Below are 23,149 nucleotides of genomic sequence, written 5' to 3'. Positions count from 1 at the left end.
TGGGAAGATAGTTGTCTATTCACCTGGGAGAGCAAATTTAATTGGGGAACATACAGATTACAATGATGGTTTTATACTACCGTTTGCTATCAAACGATATGTGAAAATAGAGATTGAGCCATCAAAAAAATTCAGAGTGTTTTCCGAACAAATAAAAAAAGGAATAGAATTTAATACATTAGAAAAAACGAATTCTTGGGCAGACTATGTTATAGGTATGATTGTTAAACTTAAGGAACATGGTTACGATGTGAAGCTTTTTAATATGAAGATTGATTCGGACTTGCCGATGGGAGCGGGGCTTTCAAGTTCGGCTGCACTTGAAGTTGGGGTCGGTTACGCGATTTTATCGATGATGAATTACGATATAAATAGAGAAGAACTTGCAAAAATTGCGCATGAATGCGAAGTTGAGTTCGTTGGCGTTAGATGTGGGATTATGGATCAATACGCTGTAGCGTTGTCTAAAGAAAATCACGCGTTGTTTATAGACACTATGACGAGGGAATACAAATACATACCGTTCCATCTTGACAGTGCTAGGATTTACCTTGTAGATTCAGGTATAAAACACGAGTTAGGTTCTTCAGAGTACAACAAACGAAGAAAGCAATGCGAGCTTGCGCTTGAAGCGATGGGAAAAAAGAGTTTCAGAGAGGTAACAATGGAAGATGTGGAAAGATTAATCGAACCTGTACTTAAAAAACGCGCTTTGCATGTCATAACAGAGAATGAGAGAGTACTTAAAACACTTTCAGCTCTCGAAACGGAGAATTTACAACTTGTTGGTCGCTACCTTTATGAATCACACTACAGTTTGAAAGATAATTATGAAGTATCTTGTGAAGAGATAGACTTTATGATTGAACAATTTGAAGAGTACGCAGATATTTACGGTGCACGAATTGTTGGAGCGGGATTTGGTGGAAGTGTCATTGTTCTTGCAAATGAAAATTTTGAGAGAATATTCGAGAAAGTGTCGCAGAAATACACAACTAAGTTTGGAATTATTCCAAAGCTTTTGACTGTTGAGACGAGCGATGGAGTTTTCAGATTAGAGTAAGTTTTAATAAATTTCAATAAATTTTGGAGGTGTTTAGGCTCAAATGGTGTTTAATACAGATGTCGCAACTGAAGTAGTAAAATACGCGAGAATAGTTAGCGAAGCTGGATTTACTAAAGGGACTTGGGGAAATATTAGTGTTTACTTGGGTGATTTTATATACATAACTCCATCTGGCTATCCTTATGATTTGCTCAAACCAGAAGATATAATTGTTGTCGATAAGCAAGGAAATAAGCTTTACGGAAGTTTGAAACCATCTTCTGAGTTGCCACTTCACATTGAAATATACAATAATAGGAAAGATATAAACGCTATAATCCACACTCATCCAGTGTATTCCACAGTTATTTCACTAACAGTTAGTGAAATTCCACCTATTGTTGAAGACGCAGTTATGATTCTTGGGGAAAGGTTAAGAGTATCCGAGTACGCTTTACCCGGAAGTTGGGAGTTGGCAAAAAATGCTTTCATCGCCCTTGGGCAAAATAATTGTGTCTTTTTGAGAAACCACGGATTGGTATGTGTAGGTGAAAACTTACATGAAGCATTTATTGCAACGCAAGTTGCAGAAAAAACTGCCCAGATTTACATTGAAGCATTAAAAATAGGAAAAGTGATTGAAATACCTCAAGAGCACGCAAAAGTTTTGAGGGAGAAATATTTAACTTCCTATAAGCAAAAGTAAATAACATGATGGAATTATGGGATGCTCAAGTTATGTCCGTTTTTTCTTAGCCAATCTCTGCATAATTTCCAATTTGGGAAGTGTCTTCCGACAACTTCCCAAAATTTTTTACTATGGTTCATCTCTACAGTGTGTGCTAATTCATGGATTATAACATAATCTATAACTTCAACTGGTGCCATTATGAGGCGCCAATTTAGAGATATCGTACCTTTTGAAGAGCAACTTCCCCATCTTGTTTTTGTGTCTTTTATCTTAACTCTAGCAAATTTAAAACCATTTTTATACGCAATGTATTTCGTTCTTTCAGGGATATATTCTTCTGCTTTTTTTCTCAGTAATCTATTCAAAAGCACATCGGCATAGTCGATGTATCTTTTGTTAATCTTTATTTCGTGTTCCTCAAATCGAATTGGTACTTCAAGAGACTCAGTGGATGTAACTGGAATTTTCTTGCCTAAATAGGCAATATAATACTCTCCTAAGGATATTTTCTCTATTAGCTCTTCTTTTTGCCTTACTTCTTTTTCCAATATATCATATATTTTTGCGCCGTGTTGTGTTAAGAGAGACTTTATCTGTTTATCACTTGTTTGGCTGGGAACAAATATCTTCACAGTGCCTTTATTTACAAGCACTTTGATGCTTTTTCTATTCGAATGCCTTACAATTGTACATTTAACTTCTTTATCGGATATTTTTACATATATTGTATCGGTTTTTTTCTTAAATTGATTACTTCGAGCACTTTGCAGTCGTCTCATATTGTTCTCCTGTTAAATTGTTTTCATCAAATTTGATATTCAATTTTCTTTCGAGTTCTTCTCTAAGTTTTGTGTGGTCTGTCAAATGTATAAATTCAAAACCTAAGATTTCAGCTGTTTGAATATTCTCCAATCTATCGTCTACAAATAACGATTCTTGTGGAATTATGTTGTACCTTTCTATAAGTATCTCAAAAATTTCTTTATCTGGTTTTATTTGCTTTACATGGCTTGATATAACCATTCCATCGAACTTTTGGAAGAAATCGTACTTTCTGGAGACGTAAGCAAAGTTCATTTCGCTGAAATTAGAAAGTACGTATAGTTTGTAGCCCATTGCTTTTAAAGGTTCTAATAATTTTGTGTTATCTTTTATTTCTATGAGTAAATTAGTCACGTTTTCTTTCAGATGTTCGATAGGTATTTTGTATTCTGGGTGCTTGTATATAAACAAATTCCACAACTCATGTTCATTTATTATACCTTTATCCATTAAGTTCCACTCTTTGGAGTTAAATATCACTCTTTCTAAGAACTCGGCAGTCTCTTTGCCAAATTTTTTAATCATATATTCGTATGGTTGCCAATCGATGAGAACTCTTCCCAAGTCAAAAACTACATTTTTTATGCGCCTAGTTTCCACATTAACACACCCTTTCTTACTTATTCAATATTTTTCATATTTTATTATACATTATCTTGTAAATTTAGCATACTGTGATTTTGTGTACTTTTGTGATATAATTTTTTAAGAAAGAAGAAAATACTGGGCTTTTGAAAGAATTGGGGGAATAAAAAAGAATGCTACCATCATTGCCTTTATTAGAAGAAGGGAAAAGTTACTGTATAGTTGTGCACAATGTTTCTTACGGTATGCAAATTATTGAAAAAAGTATAGATGGTGGAATTGATAATACATTCATTGTCAAACCTGAAAATAACATAGGTATAGATGAAATAAGACAAGTTATAGATTTTTTAGATTTTCGATCGAATGATAAAGCAAAAATCGTTGTTGTATACGAAGCTGATAAAATGACGCAGGAAGCTGCTAATGCATTCTTAAAAACGCTCGAAGAACCTCCACAATACGCAAAAATAATTCTTGTAACTTCAAGATGGAGTTCAATTTTGCCGACTATTAAAAGCAGAGTCCAGAGAATAAATATACCTTTTCCAACTGAATGTCAAGAACTCGATGATTTTGAAAGACACATAGTTTTCTGGAATTACGATTTTTTTGAGCAAATTAAAGAAAAAAAATATTCTATAGTAAATGAAGAAGATTTATTTGATGAAGGTGTTAGTGATATAGATAGGATATTTACACTAAAATCTCTCATAGAAAAGTATCAAAATGCAAATTTGGATGAGTACGTTAAATTTGTGGCTAAAATATCGAAGATTAACAATATAACTTTCTTGAAACTTTTTAGTAAAGTCGTTTCCTGGTTTATTTTTAAAAGTAAGTTAAGTGATGAAGAAAAATTAAAATATATAAAGATATGTGATGAAATCCAGAGTAGTAAAATCGCTAATTTCAACTATCAACTCACGTATTATGTTTTATTTATGGCACTCTTTGATTCACAAGAAAATAATGGAGGAGGAAAGATATGAGCTTTCAAGCTACAGTTTACGGTGTAGAGTTAATGCCAATGGGAAAAATAGTATATTACGGTGATAATGGTGAAGAATTCAAGTATGGTGATTATGCAATAGTTTTAAGTGAATTTGGAACGGATTATGGAAAAATACTCAGCGGACCAAAAGATATAAGTATTGACGATGTTGATTATGAAATAAAACAGATTATCAGAAAAGCTACAGACGAAGATTTAGATATAATTCGCGAGAACGAAGAAATTGCAAAGAAAGCAAGGGAAATAACTGTAGATCTTGTGAAAAAGCATAACCTTCCAATGAAAATACTGCAATCAAAGTATATATTCGATAGAAGCAAGCTAGTTATATATTTTAGTTCTAAAACACGCGTGGATTTTAGGGAGCTTGTTAAAGATATTGCAAAAGAGTTTAAAACACGTATTGAACTAAGGCAAGTTGGAGTTAGGGACGAAATGAAATTTATCAAGGGTTTAGGTTTGTGTGGTCTTAGAAGTTGCTGTTCTTATTTTCTCAGAGAATTTGATAGTATTACTTTAAAACATGCCAAAAGGCAGCAGATGATGATAAATACGTCAAAAATCACAGGTCCGTGTGGAAGACTTCTGTGCTGTTTAATGTACGAACACGATTTTTACATAGAGATGTTGGAAAATATTCCTGACGAAGGTTCGACGATATATTACGACGGAAAAATTGCAAAAGTTATAACTGTTAATGTGTTTTTATCAAAGGTTACTCTTCAAACTGACGATGGTGAAATGGTTGCGCTGCCATTTTCTTACTTTAAGGAGGGAGAAAATGCAGGAAATTGGAAAATTATTGATCATGGTAGGAGTAATGATTATTATAACGGGCTTGATGATATATCTGATATCGAAGATGAGTGATATAAAATGGTTACCAGGTGACATAGTTATAAAGAAGAAAAATTTTGTCTTTATTTTTCCAATAACAACTATGATAATTTTGAGTATTGTAATTACTGTCATAATAAATATAATTGGAAGATTTTTCAAATAATTTGTATATTTAATTGTTTAATTACCCAAACATTTAGAGGGGGAGATACGATGTACATAGGTTTAGATCAAGGAACAACCAGCACAAGAGCTATTCTTTTTGACGAAAATTTTAACATGCTTCACGAAGCAAGAAGAGAATTTAAACAAATTTATCCAAAAGAAGGTTGGGTCGAACATAATCCTGAAGAAATATGGCAAACGGTTGTTGAAGTTCTTGAAGAATGTAAGAGAGTTGCCGAATCGAAAGGTGAAAAAATAAAAGCAATAGGTATAACAAATCAAAGGGAAACAATTGTTGCGTGGGATGAAGAAGAAAAAAGAACTTTATACAACGCTATTGTTTGGCAATGTAGAAGAACAGCTGAACGTTCAAGTGAATTAAGAAAGGATTTTGGGAAAGTAATAAAAGATAAAACAGGTTTAGTTGTTGATCCATACTTTTCAGCTACAAAGATTGAATGGCTTTTGAATAATGTTGAAGAGGTTAAAAGAGCTGCAACGAAAGGGACACTGAGATTCGGTACAATTGATTCTTATTTAGCTTGGAAACTTACTGGTCAACATGTTACAGACTATTCAAATGCTTCGAGAACAATGCTTTTTAATATACATACGTTGGATTGGGATAATGAACTTTTAGAACTTTTTGGAGTTAAAAGGGAGTTTCTTCCTAAGTTAGTTGATACAGCTCAATACATTGGTGATACAAAAGATGGTATACCAGTTTCATCACTTGTTGGAGATCAACAATCCGCACTATTTGGGCAAACAGCTTTTGAAAAAGGTGATGTAAAATGTACTTTAGGTACAGGAAGTTTCATTTTGATGAATACTGGAGATCAGATAATAAATTCACAACATAATTTGCTTAGCACAGTTGGATGGAAAATAGGTAATGAAATTGTTTATGCATTAGAGGGTAGTGTTTTCATAACTGGAACTTTGGTAAATTATCTTATTAGGAACCTTGGTTTTGCCAAAGATAGTGCAGAGTTAACGGAACTTGCACTCCAAGTGGGAAATAACGGTGGTATTTATTTTGTTCCAGCATTCACCGGTTTGGGTGCACCTTATTGGGATCCTTACGCAAGGGGATTGATTATTGGATTAACACCTGGAACAGACAAAAGACATATAATATACGCCGCATTTGAAGGTATTGCATTCTCGGTAGGTCAACTCGTTGCTTTAATGGAAAAAGAAAGTGAGATATACATAAAAACTTTAAAAGTCGACGGAGGAGTTTCTAAGAATAATCTTATAATGCAAATTTTGTCCAATACGGTTAATACAGTTGTTGAAAGACCTGTAAATAGAGAAACAACCGCGCTTGGTGCAGCAACACTTGCAGCGATAGCTATGGGTTGGGTTGACAAAAATAAATTAAAAGAAATCAGGAAAATAGACAGAATATTCACACCAAAAGAAAATCGTGAGGAGGAATTCAATAAGTGGAAACAAGCGGTAAATCGTGCGTTGAACTGGGAATCTTAAACGAAGAAGAACTTATAAATTTAGGTAAAAGATTTGCAAGTTGTTTGGAAAATGGTGATATATTAATTCTTTCCGGTGAAATCGGAAGTGGGAAAACTACTTTTGTGCGAGGAATTGTTCATGGATTGGGCTGTAATCCAATAATGGTTACTAGTCCAACTTTTACTCTGATGAATGTGTATAGTTGTCATAAAACCGTTTATCATATTGATGCATACAGATTAAATAGTATCGATGAAGCTTTTTATATATTAGAGGCTGAACTTGAAGAAGATGATGGTATTTTTATAATTGAATGGGGCGAGACATTAAATCAATTCTTTAATGAAGAGACTATCAATATAAGATTTGAACATATTGATGAAAATCACAGAAAAGTTAGTTTATGTGTCTCGCAAGAGATATTGCAAAGATTGAGGAGGTGTTTATAATTGCCAAATAAGAATGATAATAAAGGGAAATATTCAAGGCTTGAAAAAGAAGCAAAAAAAGCAAGGGAAGAAAAAATCTCTATCCCTAACGTTTTGCCAGCAATAGCAATGAGAAGTAATATGGTTATTTTTCCAAATACAGTTGTACCATTTTACGTTGGACGTGAAATTTCCTTAATGGCTTTAGAGGAAGCCATGGAAAAGACTAATCAAATTGTTTTTGTCGTTAACCAAAAAGATCCTGCCGTTGAAACTCCCACAGAAAAGGATTTGTATAAAGTAGGTACAATAGTTAGAATAATACAAGTTGGAAAGTTACCAGATGAAACATTTAAAGTGCTTGTGGAAGGTATTGCACGTGCGAAATGGATAAAGAATGTTGGAGAAAAATTCTTTAAATTCGAAATAGAGATTCTACGCACGCGTTATGGTAAATCAAAGAGACTGATTGCTTTAATGAGAATGGTAAAAGAAGAACTCCACAAGTACGTGCAATATTCAAGAAAGATTCCTCCAGAAACGCTAATGTTACTTGAAGATGTTGATAACCCAGATGTCTTCGCTGATATAGCAGCTTCCTTATGCCCTGGAAATATAGAAGAAAAACAGCAATTACTTGAGATAGTGCACCCAGCTAATAGGCTTGAGAGGATTTTAGACATACTTGCAAGAGAAACTGAATTACTTGAGATTGAACAGCAGCTTGATCAAAAAGTAAAAGAAAGAATCGAAAAGTCACAACGTGAATATTATCTTAGAGAAAAGTTGAGAGTAATCCGAGATGAACTTGGTGGAGAAGAAGATATTGAGATAAAAGAATTAAAGGAGAAGATTGAAAATAATAATTATCCTGAATTTGTTAAAGAAAAAGCGAGAGCTGAAATTAACAGGCTTGAAAAAATGTCACCATACGCGCCAGAAGCGACTGTTGTAAGAACTTACTTAGATTGGATATTGAACTTACCTTGGCACGAAAAAACCGATGATACCGATGATATAAATTTTGCGGAAAAAGTATTAAACGAAGACCATTACGGTTTAGATGAACCAAAAAGGAGAATTTTAGAGTATCTTGCAACTAGAAAAGTGTCTCAAAAAGCCAAAGCTCCAATTATTTGTTTTGTTGGTCCTCCTGGTGTTGGTAAAACATCACTTGCGAAATCTATTGCTAGAGCAATGAATAGAAAATTTGGCCGAATGTCATTGGGCGGACTGAGAGATGAAGCTGAGATAAGAGGACACAGACGTACTTATGTTGGAGCTATGCCTGGTAGAATTATGCAACTCATAAGAAAACTCGGTGTTAAAAATCCAGTGATACTATTAGACGAGATAGATAAGATGGGCATAAGCTTCCAAGGAGATCCGGCATCTGCGCTTTTGGAAGTTCTAGATCCAGAACAAAATAAAGAGTTCGTTGACCATTACATTGAACTACCTTACGACCTTTCCGAGGTTTTATTCGTTACGACGGCGAATGTACTCTATACGATACCACCAGCGTTGCGCGATAGAATGGAAGTTATAGAAATATCGAGTTATACAGATGTTGAGAAATTCTATATAGCGAAAAATTACATAATTCCTAAAATTGAATCTGAATTCGTTGAAAAAGCCGATGAAATTTTCTCATTTAAAGATACAGCTATCAAGAAAATAATAAACGAGTACACTTTGGAACCTGGTGTGAGAGAACTCGAAAGGGAGATAAGGAGTGTTGTTAGAAAAGCTACGTTAGATGCTATAAAAACAGGTAAAAAAATTGTGATTAGCCCAGAAAAAGTTACTGAATACTTAGGACCAAGCAAAATTAAAGATGAAGACAAATTGGAAAAACCAATGATTGGTGTTACAACAGGGCTCGCTTGGACACCAAATGGAGGTACTACACTTTATATAGAATCCACGTTGATACCCGGTAACGGCGGACTTATAATAACCGGTCAACTTGGCGATGTGATGAAAGAATCCGTGCGTATTGCATTGAGTCTTGCACGCAAAATAGTTGGCGACGAATATGCTGAAAAGTTCACTAAGAACGATATCCATGTACACGTACCTGAAGGAGCTGTACCAAAAGACGGTCCTAGCGCTGGTGTAACTATAACAACGGCTTTAGTATCTGTTGTTAAAAATATACCTGTGAGAAATGATATAGCTATGACTGGAGAAATAACACTTAGGGGAAGAGTGCTACCTGTAGGCGGAATAAAAGAAAAAGTTATGGCAGCATATAGAAAAGGTATATACCATGTTATACTCCCAAAGAAAAATGAAGTTGATATTGAAAAAGTTCCTGAAGTGGTTAGAACAAAGATGAAATTTACATTTGTCGAAACGATAGAAGAAGTATTGGAGGTGGCACTTAATGAAGATAATTCCAAAGAAAGTAGAAAAGGTAGAACTCGTAAAGGTAATAGCAACACTAAATGATAAATTTCCTCATCCTCTTAACGGTGAATATGCCTTTGTTGGAAGGTCAAATGTCGGAAAATCGAGTTTGCTTAACGCACTTGTAGGTAAAAAAGTAGCGTTTGTAAGTAAAAATCCGGGTAAGACAAGCACAATAAATTACTTTTTGATTGATAACAGATTTTATTTTGTAGATTTACCTGGCTACGGTTATGCAAAAACATCGAAAAAAGACAGAGAACTTTGGAGAAAAGTTATAGAGAGATATTTTTCCGAACGTTCTTGGAATATGAAAGTAATGTTTTCGCTTATAGACTCGCGACATGAGCTGATGGAATCAGATGAACAGTTACTTGAATGGACTCAGATACTTGGAGTTAAGCCTGTTGTTTTGCTTACAAAAATAGATAAATTGAATAGTTCTGAGAGATTAAAACAAATCAAGTACTTTGAAAATATATTAAAAAGTTATGGTATAGAGAGAATCATTCCATGTTCCTCGTTGACTAAGGAAGGGCTAGATGAAGTGTGGAATGTTATATTTGAAACGCAAAATTATTAAAATTACTTCAATGTGTAAACTGATGATATTTATCGACATGATTAAGAATACTAATAATTGAAAGAAAGATTGGAGGTTTAGAACAAATGATAAAAAAAGAAATAGAAAGCATCTTGAAAAGTTTTTTAATGGAAACGGGATTTGAGTACGATTTTGTTGTTGAAATTCCAGAAGAACAGTTTGGTGATTTTTCTACCAACATAGCTCTCGTCGGGGCGAAGTATTTCAAAAAAGCTCCCAGAGACGTTGCAAAGTATTTTGTCGAAAAACTAAATGGTCATCCTATGTTTGATGAAATTACAATAGCCGGTCCCGGTTTTATAAATTTTAAAGTTTCAAAGTCGTTTTATAGAGACTTTTTAGATGGTTTTTTAAGAAATCCAAGAGAGATATGGAAGTTCAAAAACAAAGGGAAAATTATTTTAGAATACGGTAGCGCAAATCCAACTGGGCCTTTAACAGTAGGTCATGGAAGACAGATTGTCATCGGTGACGTACTTGGAAATATCTTAAGTTATATAGGATATGATGTAACCAAAGAAATGTATCTCAACGACGCTGGAAGACAAATAAAGTTACTTGCAAAGTCCGTATGGGCAAGATATCAACAGCTTTTAGGTAAAGATGAACCCATACCGGAAGACGGTTACAGAGGCAATTATGTAATTGACATTGCCAAAAAAGTTTTAAAAGATTATGGTGAAAAATTTGACGGCATTTGGGATGAGGAAGTTGAGGAAATATTTAGAAAATATGCTTTGGAAGATATAACAAAGATGTTTGAAACAACCCTTGAGAAAATCAATGCAAAGTTCGATAATGTTTATAGTGAGAAGAGTCTCATAGACGATGGCACAGTAAAAGAAGTACTAGATATACTAGAAAGTAAGGGTTTAATTTACGAAAATGAAGGGGCTATCTGGTTTAGAGTTTCAGATTTTGCAAATGACAACGATAAAGTTCTCATCAAAAGCGATGGGAGTTATACTTACTTTTTAACTGATATAGCTTACCACTATAAAAAATTCAAAAGAGGTTACGACTTAGCGATAGATATTTTTGGGAGTGACCATCATGGACATCTTCCACGTATGGAAGCTGCGATGAAGGCTTTGAATATCCCAGATGATTTTCTTGTTTTTGTTTTGCATCAATTTGTGACACTCAAACGCGGAAATGAAGTTGTTAAGATGAGTACAAGAGCTGGGGAATTCGTGACTGTAGATGAGCTCATCGATGAAGTTGGTAGAGATGCTACAAGGTATTTCTTTGCAATGGTAGATGTTAACACACATTTGAATTTTGACCTTGAGCTTGCAAAATCTCAAACAAACGAAAATCCAGTTTACTATGTTCAGTATGCGCACGCGAGAATCGCGAGTCTGTTTGAAAATGCAACAGTTAAAGGCCTAAAATTTAGTTTATTTGATAATATAGAATTACTTGAAAATGAAAGCGAAATGAGAATTATAAAATTAATTTCATCTTTTGATGATATACTTGAAAGGGTAAGAGACAAACTTTCGCCTCACTATTTGACAGATTACCTTGAAACCTTAGCTTCAGCGTTCCACAAATACTATTCAGAATACAAAATTGTAGATCAAGATAATCCCGAAATGACAAATGCAAGGCTGAATTTGGTATTTGCGGTTAAGATTATACTCTCTGAGGGGTTAAGATTACTCGGAGTGAGCACACCAGAAAAGATGTAAAATTTACTAGGTACGTTTAAAAGAGGTGAGGAAATGGAAATTCAACAACTTCTTTCCAAGTATATGTTGGAAATATCCAAAGTAAGAGACGAAAAATCGTTGTATACTGCAGTATCAGAAATCTTAAAAAAAATCGTCAGTTTTAGTGTTCTCAATGTTTTTAATCAAAATAATCTTGTTTTTTCAGAACCAGAAGGTCAACATATTGAAAAAGAAATTTTTTCAGATTATCTGCCATGGATTGAGCAAAGACTCTATCCTACATTTTTACCATTAGAAAATGGATACATTGGATTAATTCCTGTATTCAAAGCAAACAAACTACTTTCGACAATAGTGATTGAAACAACCGAAGAGCCAACTGCAGAAGTTGTTGATTATATTCAACTTCTTTCTTACCTTTCAGGAATTACACTTGAGAACCTTAGACTCATAGATTTCGTTGACAAGGCAAGGGAGTACTTTGAGAGCATCATTAACCTTTCAAACGATGGTATTGTTGTTTTAAATGAACTTAAAGAGATTGAGTTTACAAATAGTAAAGCTAAAGATAATTTAAAAGATAATACCGAACTTTTACGGGAAATAATTGATCGTATAGAAAATAATGAGGAATTTTTCGAAGTCGAAACTCACAAATCATTTTTCAGTATTTCTGTGAAACAAGTAAATCTTCTTGGAGAAAAAAAGGTACTTGTTAACATAAGAAACATAACTTCGGAAAAAGAAGTCCAAAAATTAAAAGAATTAGACAAAATAAAGACTAATTTTATTGCCAATATCTCCCACGAATTGAGAACCCCGCTTGCAGCAATAAAAGCATATGTTGAAACGATGTTGAATATGCCTATGAGCCAAGAAGAAATACATGAATTCCTCGATGTGGTTTACAGCCAATCAATCCGTTTAGAAGAATTGCTTAGTGACTTACTTGATTTTTCTCAACTTGAATCTCATACGATGAAAATTTTAAAAGAAAGCGTCAATATATGTGAAATAATTGAACACTCAATAGAAACTTTAGAAAATATGGCAAAGGAAAAAGATGTAACAGTCGAGTATAACTGCTCTAACTTAGAGATTAAATGTGATAGAAAGCGTATTGAGCAGGTAATAGTCAATCTTTTAAGCAATGCTATAAAATTTTCTGATCAAGCAAAAGAAAAAAGGTTTGTTAGGATAGACGTGTTAGATGAAGGAGAAATAGTAAAGATTATTGTTGAAGATAATGGAATTGGAATTCCGGAAAGCGCATTTGATAAAATATTTGAAAGGTTTTATAGAGTTGATAATGAACTAACGTACGCAGTTCCTGGTACAGGTCTTGGTTTAGCTATTGTTAAAGAAATTGTCGAACTTCATGAAGGAAATATATTGGTTGAATCTGAAGTTGGTAAATATACAAAATTTATCGTGACACTTCCAAAAAATTAAAATAACCTGTTGGGATGGTTGATGATGATAAAAGAAATGATATCTACTGTTACAGAAATTCCAACTCCTGACGTAATAGTACAACAAATAATATCAACGGCCTCTAATCCAAATGTAAGCGCAAAAGAACTTGAAAAAGTTATTTCTATGGATGTTGGGCTTTCAACAAAGATACTTAAATTAGTGAATTCAGCATACTACGCGTTACCAAGAAAAATAACAAAGCTTAGTGAGGCAATAGTTATAATTGGCTTTAAGACTGTGAGAAATCTTGCTTTAAGCGTTTTTACATACTCTGCTTTGCATTCGAAAACCACATTTGTAGATCATGATAAGCTTTGGTCACACTTTATGGCAACCGCTATATTTTCAGAACAAATCGCTAAAAGTATCGGGTATATGAACCGTGAAGAAGTTTTCCTTGCTGGATTAATGCACGATGTTGGAAAACTTGCTGTAGACTTATTATTTCCAATGTATATTTTTGAACTTTCCAAAGTAAGTAGGGACCTTTCTAAGCCTATGTTTTTAATAGAATATGAAATTGGTGTGGATACACATATGGAGATTGGTGGAGAACTTTTACGTCATTGGAAATTTCCGGAAGAATATGTATCAATAGCCATTTTGCATGAAAAGCCTTCTTTAAATCCTGACTCACCTTACATAGAAATGTCTTGTATTGTACACCTTGCCAATGTTTTTTCAAATATATTTCTGCCAGGAAATTCTTTATCTTATGGTAAGCCGTATTTAGATCAAGTTGTTTTCAAAGTTTTAGGAATTAAACCGTCTCGATTAGAAACTATGTATCATGAGTTGGAAATAGTATTTAATAAATCTAAAGATTTAATCTTCGGAGGTGTTGAAGATGAAACAGGAGTACAAACTTAAGATGCTTGAATCTGAGATTAGAAAAGTATTATCGGAAGCCTTAATGGAAATGAAAGATCCAAATATAGATCCGATGAAATCTTTGATAACCATTTCGAGAGTGGAAGTGTCTAAAGATAAAAGATACGCAGATGTGTATGTGAGCGTTTTAGGAGATGAAGCGAAAAGAAAAGATGTAGTTAACTATTTCGAACAGAAAAAGGGGTACTTCAGGACCTATGTTGCAAAAAATATAAGGATGTATACGGCACCTGAATTGAGATTCAAGGAAGATAAAGGAATCGAAGCAACAGTTAGAATAGGGCAATTGTTAGACTCAATTAAAGAATCCCAAAAAGGAGACGATAATAAATAAGGGATATTCTATTCTATGGAGGGATTTTTATGGATAAAATAAAAAGCATAGGAGGAGCTATATTAAATGATATTACGGGGATACCATTTTTAAAAAATGAAGCAGAAAAAACAAACCGAGAAAGTGTTGAAAATTTACCAATAAACGTAAGAACAACTCAAAAAGAAATTGCTAATAAACAAGAAGAAATTGATCTCTTCAAGGAAAATTTTGAGAAGTTGAAGAAAATATTTAGAGGAGAAGCAGAATTTAAAATCGACAAAGACACGAACATGGTGGTTATCAAGATAAAAGATCCCGATACAGGAGAAATCATACGCCAGATACCTCCTGAGCTTGCTGTGAAGCTTGCAAAAAATATTCAAGAGATTTTGGGGGTTTTGATGGACGAAAGGGTGTGAGGCTATGGACCTTTCAAATATTGCCAATAACATAAATTACCGCTATCAATCTTCATCGCGCATGCAAATAGGCGGTGCGGTTAGTGGACTTGATACACAGTCGATTATAGAAAAGCTTCTGGAAGTTGAAGCGATACCTTTGAATAGATTGAATGATAAATATCTTCAGTATACAAACCTTCAAAAAGCATATCAGAAGGTCTCTGAGAAAATAAGAGGTTTTTACAATTATATCGGAAATTTCTCTCTACAATCCAATTTGATGCCAAAGACTGCCACAAGTGCCTCAAATATTCTCACCGCTCAAGCAAGCGCAGTTGCTTCTGATGGTGTTTATAGCATTAATGTTCTTTCTTTAGCCACAAACAGTACTTTTACTGGTGAATCTTTTGCTAAGCAATATAGTTTAACAAGTTTAATGAGTGATATAGACACAAGGTATATACCATCAAATTCCACAGTGAAAATAAAAGTTGGTACAAATGAGACAACTGTTAATATAGATACAACAAACACTATTCAAGATGTTGTGGACTCTCTCCAATCAGCTTTTTCATCACTTGGTGCAACTGCAACAATAACATTCGATAGTTCGAATGGAAAGTTGAATATACAATCTGATAAAGCATTCCAGATTTCAAATGTTAGTGGTAACTTTACTTTTCTTTTCAGGCTGAACGATGCATCATTAAAACAAGTTAGTGGTAGTTACGTACTTGAAAGTTCTGGAAACATAGGCGCTTACTCTTCGTACAAGACACTTGAAAACCTTGGAATCGTTTCAGATACTAATTTGGTTATCAATGGAAAGACAATTTTACTACAAAAAACAGATACAATCGCAAATGTAATTAAAAAGATAAACAACTCAGTATCGGATATAAACGCTGTCTACGATGATAAAAACGGTAAGATAGTTTTAACAAGCAAAACAACAGGGGATAATTTAATAGATGTATCAGGTGATGCATCTTTACTTAGTACACTTGGTTTTTCGACAGGTACGTTCGTCCTTGGCCAGACTGCTAAGTTGGATATAACAATTAATGGTTATACTAATTCCGTAGAATCGAAAAATAATAGTATAACATACAATGGTATTACATTTAACCTTTCTGCAACTGGTAGTACAACGGTGACAGTTTCTACAGATAAAGAGAAAATAGTTGACCGAGTTCAAGAATTCGTTGACAAATGGAATGAATTAACGGACTTTTTATATACAAAACTTACTGAAAACAAAGTAACTGGTAAGAGTGAAGACAACATGACCGAAGACGAAAAACTACAAGGCTTACTTAAAAATGATTCGTTTCTAAGGAGGATATTCGATAAATTCAGATCTTTCTTAACTCAAAGTGTAGATAGTAAAACTTTAGCAGATCTTGGAATCACATCGGGTGATGAAGGAAAAAGTTTCACAAACACAATGAAAGGTAAAATAAATTTGGATAAAGATAAATTGAGAGAATTTATTGATAAGAATGGCACGGATGCTGTTTGGAGTTTCTTCGGTAAGCTTGACGGTGATAAAGGATTAGCAATTAGGATAAAAGATTACTCTTATCAACTTACAAAGTTCAATGGCGATATAGATACTGTTGCCGGCGTCCAGGGAAGGTTAGAAAGGGAAAAGAGGATACTTTCTAAACGAATGGTTACGATGATGGAATATTTGCAAAAGAAAGAACAAATGCTATGGGCAAAGTATTCTTCACTTGAGAGTGCTTTAGCAAAACTATCAGCTCAAGGAGGTTTTTTAGCCCAAGCATTTGCTCAGAAGAAATAAGTTTCAGGTCTTTGAATTATATTTGTTCTTAAAAAAGTCACAACACTCAGTTAGAAAACATTGCTCACATCTTGGTGATATAGGTTTGCAAATGTTTTTCCCGAATTCTACCATGGAACCATTTATCGGTCCCCACAATTGTGGGGACATTATTTTTTTTAGCTCTTCCTCTGTTTGCTCAGGTGTTTTTGTTTTTACCCATCCAAGTCTGTTCGATATTCTATGCACATGTGTATCCACGGCTAAGGCTGCCTGATCAAAACTTACGTGTAAAACTATATTCGCAGTTTTTCTGCCAACACCGGGTAATTCTAATAATTCCTCTAGTTTATTCGGTACAACACCGTCGTACTTTTCAAGTAGAATTTTTGAAACAATTATAATTCTTTCTGCTTTTTCTCTGTACAAACCGGCTGGCTTTATCAATTCGTATAGTTCTTCAGGCTTAGCATTTGCTATTGATTCAACATTTGGATATTTTTCAAAAAGTTGTTTTGATGCAACTTCTGTGTTTTCGTCTCTACTTCTTTGGCTTAGGATTGTTGTTATCAGCACTTTGTAAGCATCTTTTTCGCAATGATCTCTCGGAAATCTTTCGATAATAATTTTTGCAAGAGTGTCTATATCTTTACAATCAATTTTTTTTGTGTTTTTATTATTTATTTTCATACCTTTCGATTATCCTCCTTGCTATTTTTACATCTTCGTGCATCTGTGCTACGAGTTCACTGATATTTGAAAATTTTAATTCTGGTCTTAAAAATTCCAAAAATTCTACTCGGATTTCTTTACCATAAAGATCAGCTGAAAAATCTAAAATGTAAACTTCATATTTTATTTTTTTTGTTTTTTCAACAGTTGGTCTATATCCAACATTGATTAATCCGTAGAATTGTTCAGGAACGTAAACTTTAACAAGGTAAACACCTGCAAGAGGGTCAATTAAAAAGTGCTCAGAGCGCTTTACATTTGCGGTTGGGAATCCTAATTTTCTGCCTATTTGTTTATCTTTATACACTACCCCATGAATAGAATAGTTTCTCCCTAGAAAATCTTTTGCTTTTAATACATCTCCTTTTTTTAAAAGTTCCCTTATATAACTACTACTGACTCTTATATTATCAACTTTTACAGGCTCAACTACTTCTAAACAAATTCCTTTGTCTTTACATAATTTTTCCAAAAGTCTTATATCACCACTTCCATTTTTACCAAATTTAAAGTCATGACCAACCACAATTCCTTTGACACCTTGGGAAATTTTTTCGAAAAATCCTTCAGGTGATAAATGCTGTATTTTTGGTAATTCAAGAATTTCAGGTTCACCGTAAATTGAAAGCAATTCGATCCTATCTTCTACGGAAGTGATAAGCCCATCGAAATTACCAGTATAGTACTCCATTGGGTAAAGTATGGTGTATATTTTAGAATCACTGTTTTCTCTTTCTGCACATTCTTTTAATTTTGATAGTATCTTTACGTGACCTCGATGGACACCATCAAAAACCCCAATTGTTATAAACAATTAACTCCCTCCTCGAAAACTAAAGTTATTAATTCTTCAAAATCTTCTTGTCACTATCATATATGCGATTTGTGTGAATCTAAGATTTCTTTTATCTTCACCCAGATTGAGTTTAATAAAGTATATCAAAGCAATTATTCTTAAAATAAAAGCTATCATAAACAATATATTGTAACCTGTTAGAAAACCAAATTCGATATCTTTTATAGCGCTGAGTACTTTACCACCGGAATAAGATGCTATAAGTGAAGCAAGTCCAGCTACAAAGGCATGTAATGATATGAAGTTTTCACTTGGTTCATCACTTATTTTCAATAAAAGTGTAAAGTAAGATAAGTTAATAGCGCTCCAACCAAGCGCAGCAATAATAACATCTATAATAAGTAGGTATTTATAATTTGAAGGTGTCATGAAAGAATATATCAGTGGTATACCAAGTGCCAAGGTTATGCCGTAACGTATCATATTTTTCTCTCCAACGTTTGTTGATATTTTTCCATAAAATGTGTAAAGAAACATTGCTAGTACAGAGTTTATAACATTCAAAAATCCAAGGTAAGAATAAGGTACTTTTAACTGTGAAACTTCGAAATAACTGAAAAATGGTCCTGCAAATTGGATAGCAAAGTTCCACACAAAAACAAATCCAAGGAATTGAGCAAATTTTTTATTTTTTAATGTCGAAAATACTGCCGAAATACCAAAATCAACTACTTTAGTCTCTGGAATAGAATGTAAGTAGAGAAGATAAGATGTATAAATGAATATTCCCGCCGATAGTGAATATATAATTAATAGTCCAACTTTTCGATCTAAAAACTGGAGTATTATGGAAAACAAAACCCAAGCGGTTAGACCTGCGAAAGTTGCTACAGTGTTTCTGAAACCAAAATACCTGTTTCTCTTTTCTTCCGGTACGATATTTTTCATTGCAGAAGTCCACAGATTTCCAACTATGCTATTTAGTATATTGAATACTATGAAAGGCAATACTATTATTTTGTAACTTTTTATTTCAAGTAACATTGAAATTGGAATTATTATAAAACTTGATCTTGCGATTAATGATGTCCAAAATATAGCCTTTCTTTTAGATGGTATCAACTTGTATATCATAGGTGTGAATAATTGAATTATTTGCGCTGTTGATGGCAAGACAGCAATTACAGATAAGACAACGGGACTAAATCCGTATTCCATAGCTAACGTAGAATATACAAAGCCCTGAGTTGCATTAAATGAAAATGTATAAAGTGCGCCTTCGAAGATGGATAATTTCATTGTTTTTTCGTACTTATCTGTCAATTTGCCCAACTCCTTATTGCCTCAAATATTCTACCTATTATAATACTATCACTATTCTTGTTTTTAGTGAAGTATCAATAGTTAGGTTGTATTGAAAAAGCCTACTACGCTTCGTAGTAGGCTTTTTCGCTTTAAATTCTATTTGCATTACAAAAATCAAAATCATTTGAGTCCTGTTCTTGCAATACCTCTGACAAAGTATTTTTGTGTAAACAAGAATATTATAACTACTGGGAGTATACTAAATGTTGCTGCAGCCATTAGCATGTTATAGAGCGTACCTACTTCTGAGCTGAATGTTTGCAATCCGACAGTAAGTGTCCTATATTTTGGACTGTTAGTTACTATCAATACCCATAGGAACGAATTCCAACTTCCAACAAACTTTAAAAGTGCGCTTGTTACAACCACAGGCTTGCTTAATGGAACAACAATTTGCCATAGGTATCTCCAATGTGAGCATCCATCGATTTTGGCAGCGTCAAACAATTCACTTGGTAAGCTCAGAAAATGTTGTCTCATAAGGAATATGGAGAAAACACTCACGATCCACGGAATAATAAGCGCGTAATATGTATCAATCCATCCGAATTTTGTAACTGTTATAAAGTTTGGAACAAGTAAAACTTCTCCTGGTACCATCATCGTTGCAAGGAATATACTAAATAATATATTCTTCCCTGGAAAGTTCATCCAAGAAAATGCATACGCCGCCATTGCAGAAATTATAACTTCAAGAATCGTAGTTACAGTTGCTATGAAAATTGTGTTTATGTAGTATCTTCCAAATGGAGCGGATTTCCAAGCCAATACGTAATTTTGGAAAACGTTTTTGACTACGTCCGAGAATGAAAATTTAAGGTGTATATTTTTTATATTGTCATCCATAAAATACACTGGCGAAACATTCTTCATCACAATTTCAATGCTTTTTCCATCTTTTACGAGCACAGATTCAACAAATTCAGGAGCTCTAATAATTTTCCAAGCATTGATAGAACCTTCATAAGCCATTCTGAGATTTTGGAGTTTTATGATATTCAATGCTACTTCTTTTAATAAATTATCCGCGTTGTTTAGTTCTTCAGAAAATGCATCTAACTTGGCTTTCGCAGAACTAAAGGTCAAATCGAATCCTACAACACTTGAGACTTTGTTTAAAAAGTCTTCAAATGAATTTTTTAACTCTTCTTTTATATTTATCTGTCTTTCTGTAGCAATATTTACTATAGAATTAACAAGAGATTTTATATTAGCTAAATCAACACTATTTACACCGTATTTTCTTTCTATTTCTAAGTCTATTGATTTGGCAAATTCATCTATAAGATTATTCATACCATGTTTATCTACGAAAGATTTAATATCCTCAAAATCTTCTAAGTCTTTTATTTTTTCAAGGAGTAAAGCTTTTCGTTCTTCTTCTGTCATTGGTTGAGCAACGATATTTTCATCAACTTTTTTGTCTTGGATTTTCACAAAATAATCGTATGTGCTTAAGAAGAAATTTATATTGTCTAAGTAATTCAATAGAGAATTCTGAAGAGCGTTATTGTAGTTTTCAGATAATTCGTTTGAATTTTCGTAAACTAAGTTATAATTGGATATGATATTTCTAATTTCTTTTAATTCATCAATTGTCAAAATAACCTCATTTCCAGCTTTGTACTTTTGTATTTTTGTACTTAATTCTTGTAATTCTTTCATTTTCTTTTCCAAGAAGTTGGCAAATTTTTCTTTTTCGTTTTCATCTTGGATTCTATCAATACCAAAAGTAAGCATTGTATCTATACCATTTAGCAATGTTTCTACGTTGCCAGAAAGCCTCTCTATAAAATCCGTTCTTTTAAAAACAGGTGTCGCGCCGTAGATGTAGTTGAGAAGCACTTTTTCAAAAAAGCCTTCAGGATTGTTTTCAATTTCATCATCGATTGAAAAATCAGAAGGTATTTTTAAAGATTGTAAAAATTGTTTGTATTCTTCTTGATTAAGACTTAAAGTGTATGTACTACCTTTGAAAGGAATTGTTAATGTACCTCTGTAAAATGGATCATCATTGACGACGAGTACAAGTCCTTGAGTCTTTTTAGCAACAAATGTTAAAGCTTCTCTTAAACTGAGACCTTTTACAGATGATGTTGTCCCTGTTGATGGAACGACTTTAACATCACGTTGTGTGGAGAAAGATTTCGTTGACCACCTTGGTGGCCATGAATTTACTTCGGATGGTAATTTAAAAGATGTTACAAGCATCCAAGCAAATGGGGCTATCATCACAACTGTACCAAAGATAAGTAGTATGTAAATGAACAATTTTCTCAACTCTTTCATTTGTAGCCCCCCTTAACTTACGTATTCTACAACTTTATCGCCAACGCGGTATTGGATGAACGTGAAAACAAGTATAACCATGAACAAAAGATAAGCTGCTGCGCTGGCAATTCCCATTCTTTGTTGTCTATAAAATAAGTCAAACACGTAGTAAACCATCGTCATTCCACTGTTTCCGTAAGGACCTGGTAGGCCATCGTATAATATAAAAACTTCCTGGAAAACCTTAAATGCACCGATAACAGAGACTATAAGCAAGAAAAACGTAGTTGGTGATAAAAGTGGCCAAGTAATTTTGAAAAATTTCTGCACACTATTCGCTCCATCAACTTCAGCTGCTTCGTAATAAAAAGTATCTATGTTTTGCAAACCTGCTAAGAAAATCATTGCGTTATATCCCACACTCTTCCATATTGAAACTATACTTACCGTTGGAATCGTCCATTTTGCATCCTTCAACCATTTCACAGGTTGCATTCCCAATGTTGTTAAAAGATAATTCAAAAGGCCAACGTCATCGTTGTAAATCCACTTCCAAATGAGTCCAACAGCAACAGATGATGTGACAAAAGGAATAAAAAATGCTGTTCTGAAGAATGCCTTAAATTTAATTTCATTATTTAACAGTAAGGCTATCAAAAGAGCCAGAGTTAGTCCTATAGGAACGGTAAGAATAACATAATAAGTCGTGTTAACAAGAGCTTTGAAAAACAGATTTTTATTGGAAGCATCAAGTAAATAATCAATAATTCCGTAACTTTGTCCTTTAAAAAATGCTGAAAATTTGAACTCTGTTATTATGTAAAAAACGACACCTATTACAGAAGCAAGCCAGGCATGATCTTTCATGATTTGTTTATCAATAATTTTTGTCTTAAAGTTCGCTATAATTACTCCCCAAAAAATTAAATCTAATATTATAGCTAAAGTTAAAATAACGTTGTTCCTCACTATAAAATAAACAAATAAAGAGATGATTGACAATACAGTTCCAATTTCTATTTTTTTCTTTTTAAATACATTAATTACTCCAAAGATTGCGAAGACGAGTATTAATGAGATGGCTATATACATAAGGCTGTAAATAAGACCCATGTAAAATGGAAATTTTACAGGATAATCAAATTTTAGGATTTCTTTGTAATTTCCAAGACCATAAAAATAAGGATTTTTCATATTCCTGAAATCCCACTTAAAAAAGCTAAGTACAAAAGAAAAACCAACGGGCCAGAATGTAAATATAGACAGAACTATCATTGCAGGAAGTAAAAACAGGTAAGCTAAAAATCCTTCTTTGATCTTTTTAACATTGGCACTGGTCACTTTTTCACCCCCAAT

General features: G+C 33.5%; 22 protein-coding genes. 15 read left to right on the top strand and 7 right to left on the bottom strand.

The features are described 5' to 3' along the window. Positions 1-7: 7 nt before the first annotated feature. Together FNOD_RS02150 and FNOD_RS02145 are read left to right on the top strand one after the other, a co-directional pair. Positions 8-1,063, top strand: a complete 1,056-nt coding sequence (locus tag FNOD_RS02150) for a galactokinase (protein WP_041257068.1) — start codon at positions 8-10, stop codon at positions 1,061-1,063. A 43-nt stretch (positions 1,064-1,106) separates the two neighbouring features. Then, positions 1,107-1,751: a class II aldolase/adducin family protein gene (locus tag FNOD_RS02145; protein ID WP_011993599.1), complete on the top strand. Its 645-nt coding sequence runs from the start codon at positions 1,107-1,109 to the stop codon at positions 1,749-1,751. 14 nt (positions 1,752-1,765) lie between these two features. Here FNOD_RS02145 and FNOD_RS02140 read toward each other — a convergent pair whose 3' ends face one another. Both FNOD_RS02140 and FNOD_RS02135 read right to left on the bottom strand, forming a co-directional pair. Further along, positions 1,766-2,515, bottom strand: coding sequence for a M48 family metallopeptidase (locus tag FNOD_RS02140; RefSeq protein ID WP_011993598.1), 750 nt, complete (start codon positions 2,513-2,515; stop codon positions 1,766-1,768). Then, the gene (locus FNOD_RS02135) at positions 2,487-3,158 is read right to left on the bottom strand and encodes an HAD family hydrolase (protein WP_011993597.1); all 672 of its coding nucleotides are present in this window, start codon (positions 3,156-3,158) and stop codon (positions 2,487-2,489) included. The genes FNOD_RS02140 and FNOD_RS02135 overlap by 29 nt, the downstream gene beginning before the upstream one ends. Positions 3,159-3,316: 158 nt before the next feature. Between FNOD_RS02135 and FNOD_RS02130 the strand changes: the two genes are divergently transcribed. The 13 genes from FNOD_RS02130 (at position 3,317) to fliD (ending at position 16,650) form a co-directional block, all read left to right on the top strand. After that, entirely contained in the window at positions 3,317-4,135 is an 819-nt protein-coding gene (locus FNOD_RS02130; protein ID WP_011993596.1) for a hypothetical protein, read from the top strand. Then, positions 4,132-5,028, top strand: coding sequence for a PSP1 domain-containing protein (locus FNOD_RS02125; protein WP_011993595.1), 897 nt, complete (start codon positions 4,132-4,134; stop codon positions 5,026-5,028). The genes FNOD_RS02130 and FNOD_RS02125 overlap by 4 nt, the downstream gene beginning before the upstream one ends. Further along, entirely contained in the window at positions 4,940-5,161 is a 222-nt protein-coding gene (locus FNOD_RS02120) for a DUF2905 domain-containing protein (RefSeq protein ID WP_041256805.1), read from the top strand. Before FNOD_RS02125 ends, FNOD_RS02120 begins: the two co-directional genes overlap by 89 nt. 50 nt (positions 5,162-5,211) lie before the next feature. After that, a complete protein-coding gene (gene glpK, locus FNOD_RS02115; RefSeq protein ID WP_011993594.1) occupies positions 5,212-6,657 on the top strand; it encodes a glycerol kinase GlpK in 1,446 nt (481 codons plus the stop codon). After that, positions 6,615-7,088, top strand: a complete 474-nt coding sequence (gene tsaE / locus FNOD_RS02110) for a tRNA (adenosine(37)-N6)-threonylcarbamoyltransferase complex ATPase subunit type 1 TsaE (protein WP_011993593.1) — start codon at positions 6,615-6,617, stop codon at positions 7,086-7,088. The genes glpK and tsaE overlap by 43 nt, the downstream gene beginning before the upstream one ends. Continuing rightward, positions 7,089-9,521: an endopeptidase La gene (gene lon, locus FNOD_RS02105; RefSeq protein WP_011993592.1), complete on the top strand. Its 2,433-nt coding sequence runs from the start codon at positions 7,089-7,091 to the stop codon at positions 9,519-9,521. After that, positions 9,457-10,062: a ribosome biogenesis GTP-binding protein YihA/YsxC gene (yihA, locus tag FNOD_RS02100; protein WP_011993591.1), complete on the top strand. Its 606-nt coding sequence runs from the start codon at positions 9,457-9,459 to the stop codon at positions 10,060-10,062. The genes lon and yihA overlap by 65 nt, the downstream gene beginning before the upstream one ends. A gap of 86 nt (positions 10,063-10,148) precedes the next feature. After that, positions 10,149-11,777 (top strand): arginine--tRNA ligase, encoded by a 1,629-nt coding sequence (gene argS / locus FNOD_RS02095; RefSeq protein WP_011993590.1) that lies wholly within the window; start codon positions 10,149-10,151, stop codon positions 11,775-11,777. A 33-nt stretch (positions 11,778-11,810) separates the two neighbouring features. Then, positions 11,811-13,211 carry a sensor histidine kinase gene (locus FNOD_RS02090; RefSeq protein WP_011993589.1) on the top strand — a complete coding sequence of 467 codons (1,401 nt, stop codon included), beginning with the start codon at positions 11,811-11,813 and terminating at the stop codon, positions 13,209-13,211. A 24-nt stretch (positions 13,212-13,235) separates the two neighbouring features. Continuing rightward, a complete protein-coding gene (locus FNOD_RS02085; protein ID WP_041256803.1) occupies positions 13,236-14,105 on the top strand; it encodes an HDOD domain-containing protein in 870 nt (289 codons plus the stop codon). Next, positions 14,083-14,460 (top strand): 30S ribosome-binding factor RbfA, encoded by a 378-nt coding sequence (gene rbfA, locus FNOD_RS02080; RefSeq protein ID WP_011993587.1) that lies wholly within the window; start codon positions 14,083-14,085, stop codon positions 14,458-14,460. Before FNOD_RS02085 ends, rbfA begins: the two co-directional genes overlap by 23 nt. Before the next feature lie 29 nt (positions 14,461-14,489). Beyond that, positions 14,490-14,861 (top strand): flagellar protein FlaG, encoded by a 372-nt coding sequence (locus tag FNOD_RS02075; RefSeq protein WP_011993586.1) that lies wholly within the window; start codon positions 14,490-14,492, stop codon positions 14,859-14,861. Between the two features lie 4 nt (positions 14,862-14,865). After that, a complete protein-coding gene (fliD, locus tag FNOD_RS02070) occupies positions 14,866-16,650 on the top strand; it encodes a flagellar filament capping protein FliD (RefSeq protein WP_011993585.1) in 1,785 nt (594 codons plus the stop codon). Positions 16,651-16,653: 3 nt separating this feature from the next. Here fliD and nth read toward each other — a convergent pair whose 3' ends face one another. The 5 genes from nth to FNOD_RS02045 form a co-directional block, all read right to left on the bottom strand. Further along, positions 16,654-17,319, bottom strand: coding sequence for an endonuclease III (nth, locus tag FNOD_RS02065; protein WP_011993584.1), 666 nt, complete (start codon positions 17,317-17,319; stop codon positions 16,654-16,656). Beyond that, positions 17,306-18,175 (bottom strand): bifunctional riboflavin kinase/FAD synthetase, encoded by an 870-nt coding sequence (locus FNOD_RS02060; RefSeq protein WP_011993583.1) that lies wholly within the window; start codon positions 18,173-18,175, stop codon positions 17,306-17,308. Before FNOD_RS02060 ends, nth begins: the two co-directional genes overlap by 14 nt. Positions 18,176-18,211: 36 nt before the next feature. Continuing rightward, positions 18,212-19,480, bottom strand: a complete 1,269-nt coding sequence (locus FNOD_RS02055; protein WP_011993582.1) for an MFS transporter — start codon at positions 19,478-19,480, stop codon at positions 18,212-18,214. Between the two features lie 162 nt (positions 19,481-19,642). Continuing rightward, positions 19,643-21,811, bottom strand: coding sequence for a carbohydrate ABC transporter permease (locus FNOD_RS02050; protein WP_011993581.1), 2,169 nt, complete (start codon positions 21,809-21,811; stop codon positions 19,643-19,645). A 12-nt stretch (positions 21,812-21,823) separates the two neighbouring features. Next, positions 21,824-23,068, bottom strand: a complete 1,245-nt coding sequence (locus tag FNOD_RS02045; RefSeq protein ID WP_049751075.1) for a carbohydrate ABC transporter permease — start codon at positions 23,066-23,068, stop codon at positions 21,824-21,826. Positions 23,069-23,149: the final 81 nt, after the last annotated feature.

It is taken from the genome of Fervidobacterium nodosum Rt17-B1, assembly GCF_000017545.1.
In the GTDB taxonomy this organism is placed as follows: Bacteria; Thermotogota; Thermotogae; order Thermotogales; family Fervidobacteriaceae; genus Fervidobacterium; species Fervidobacterium nodosum.
This window is presented reverse-complemented; position numbering and strand designations above follow the sequence as displayed.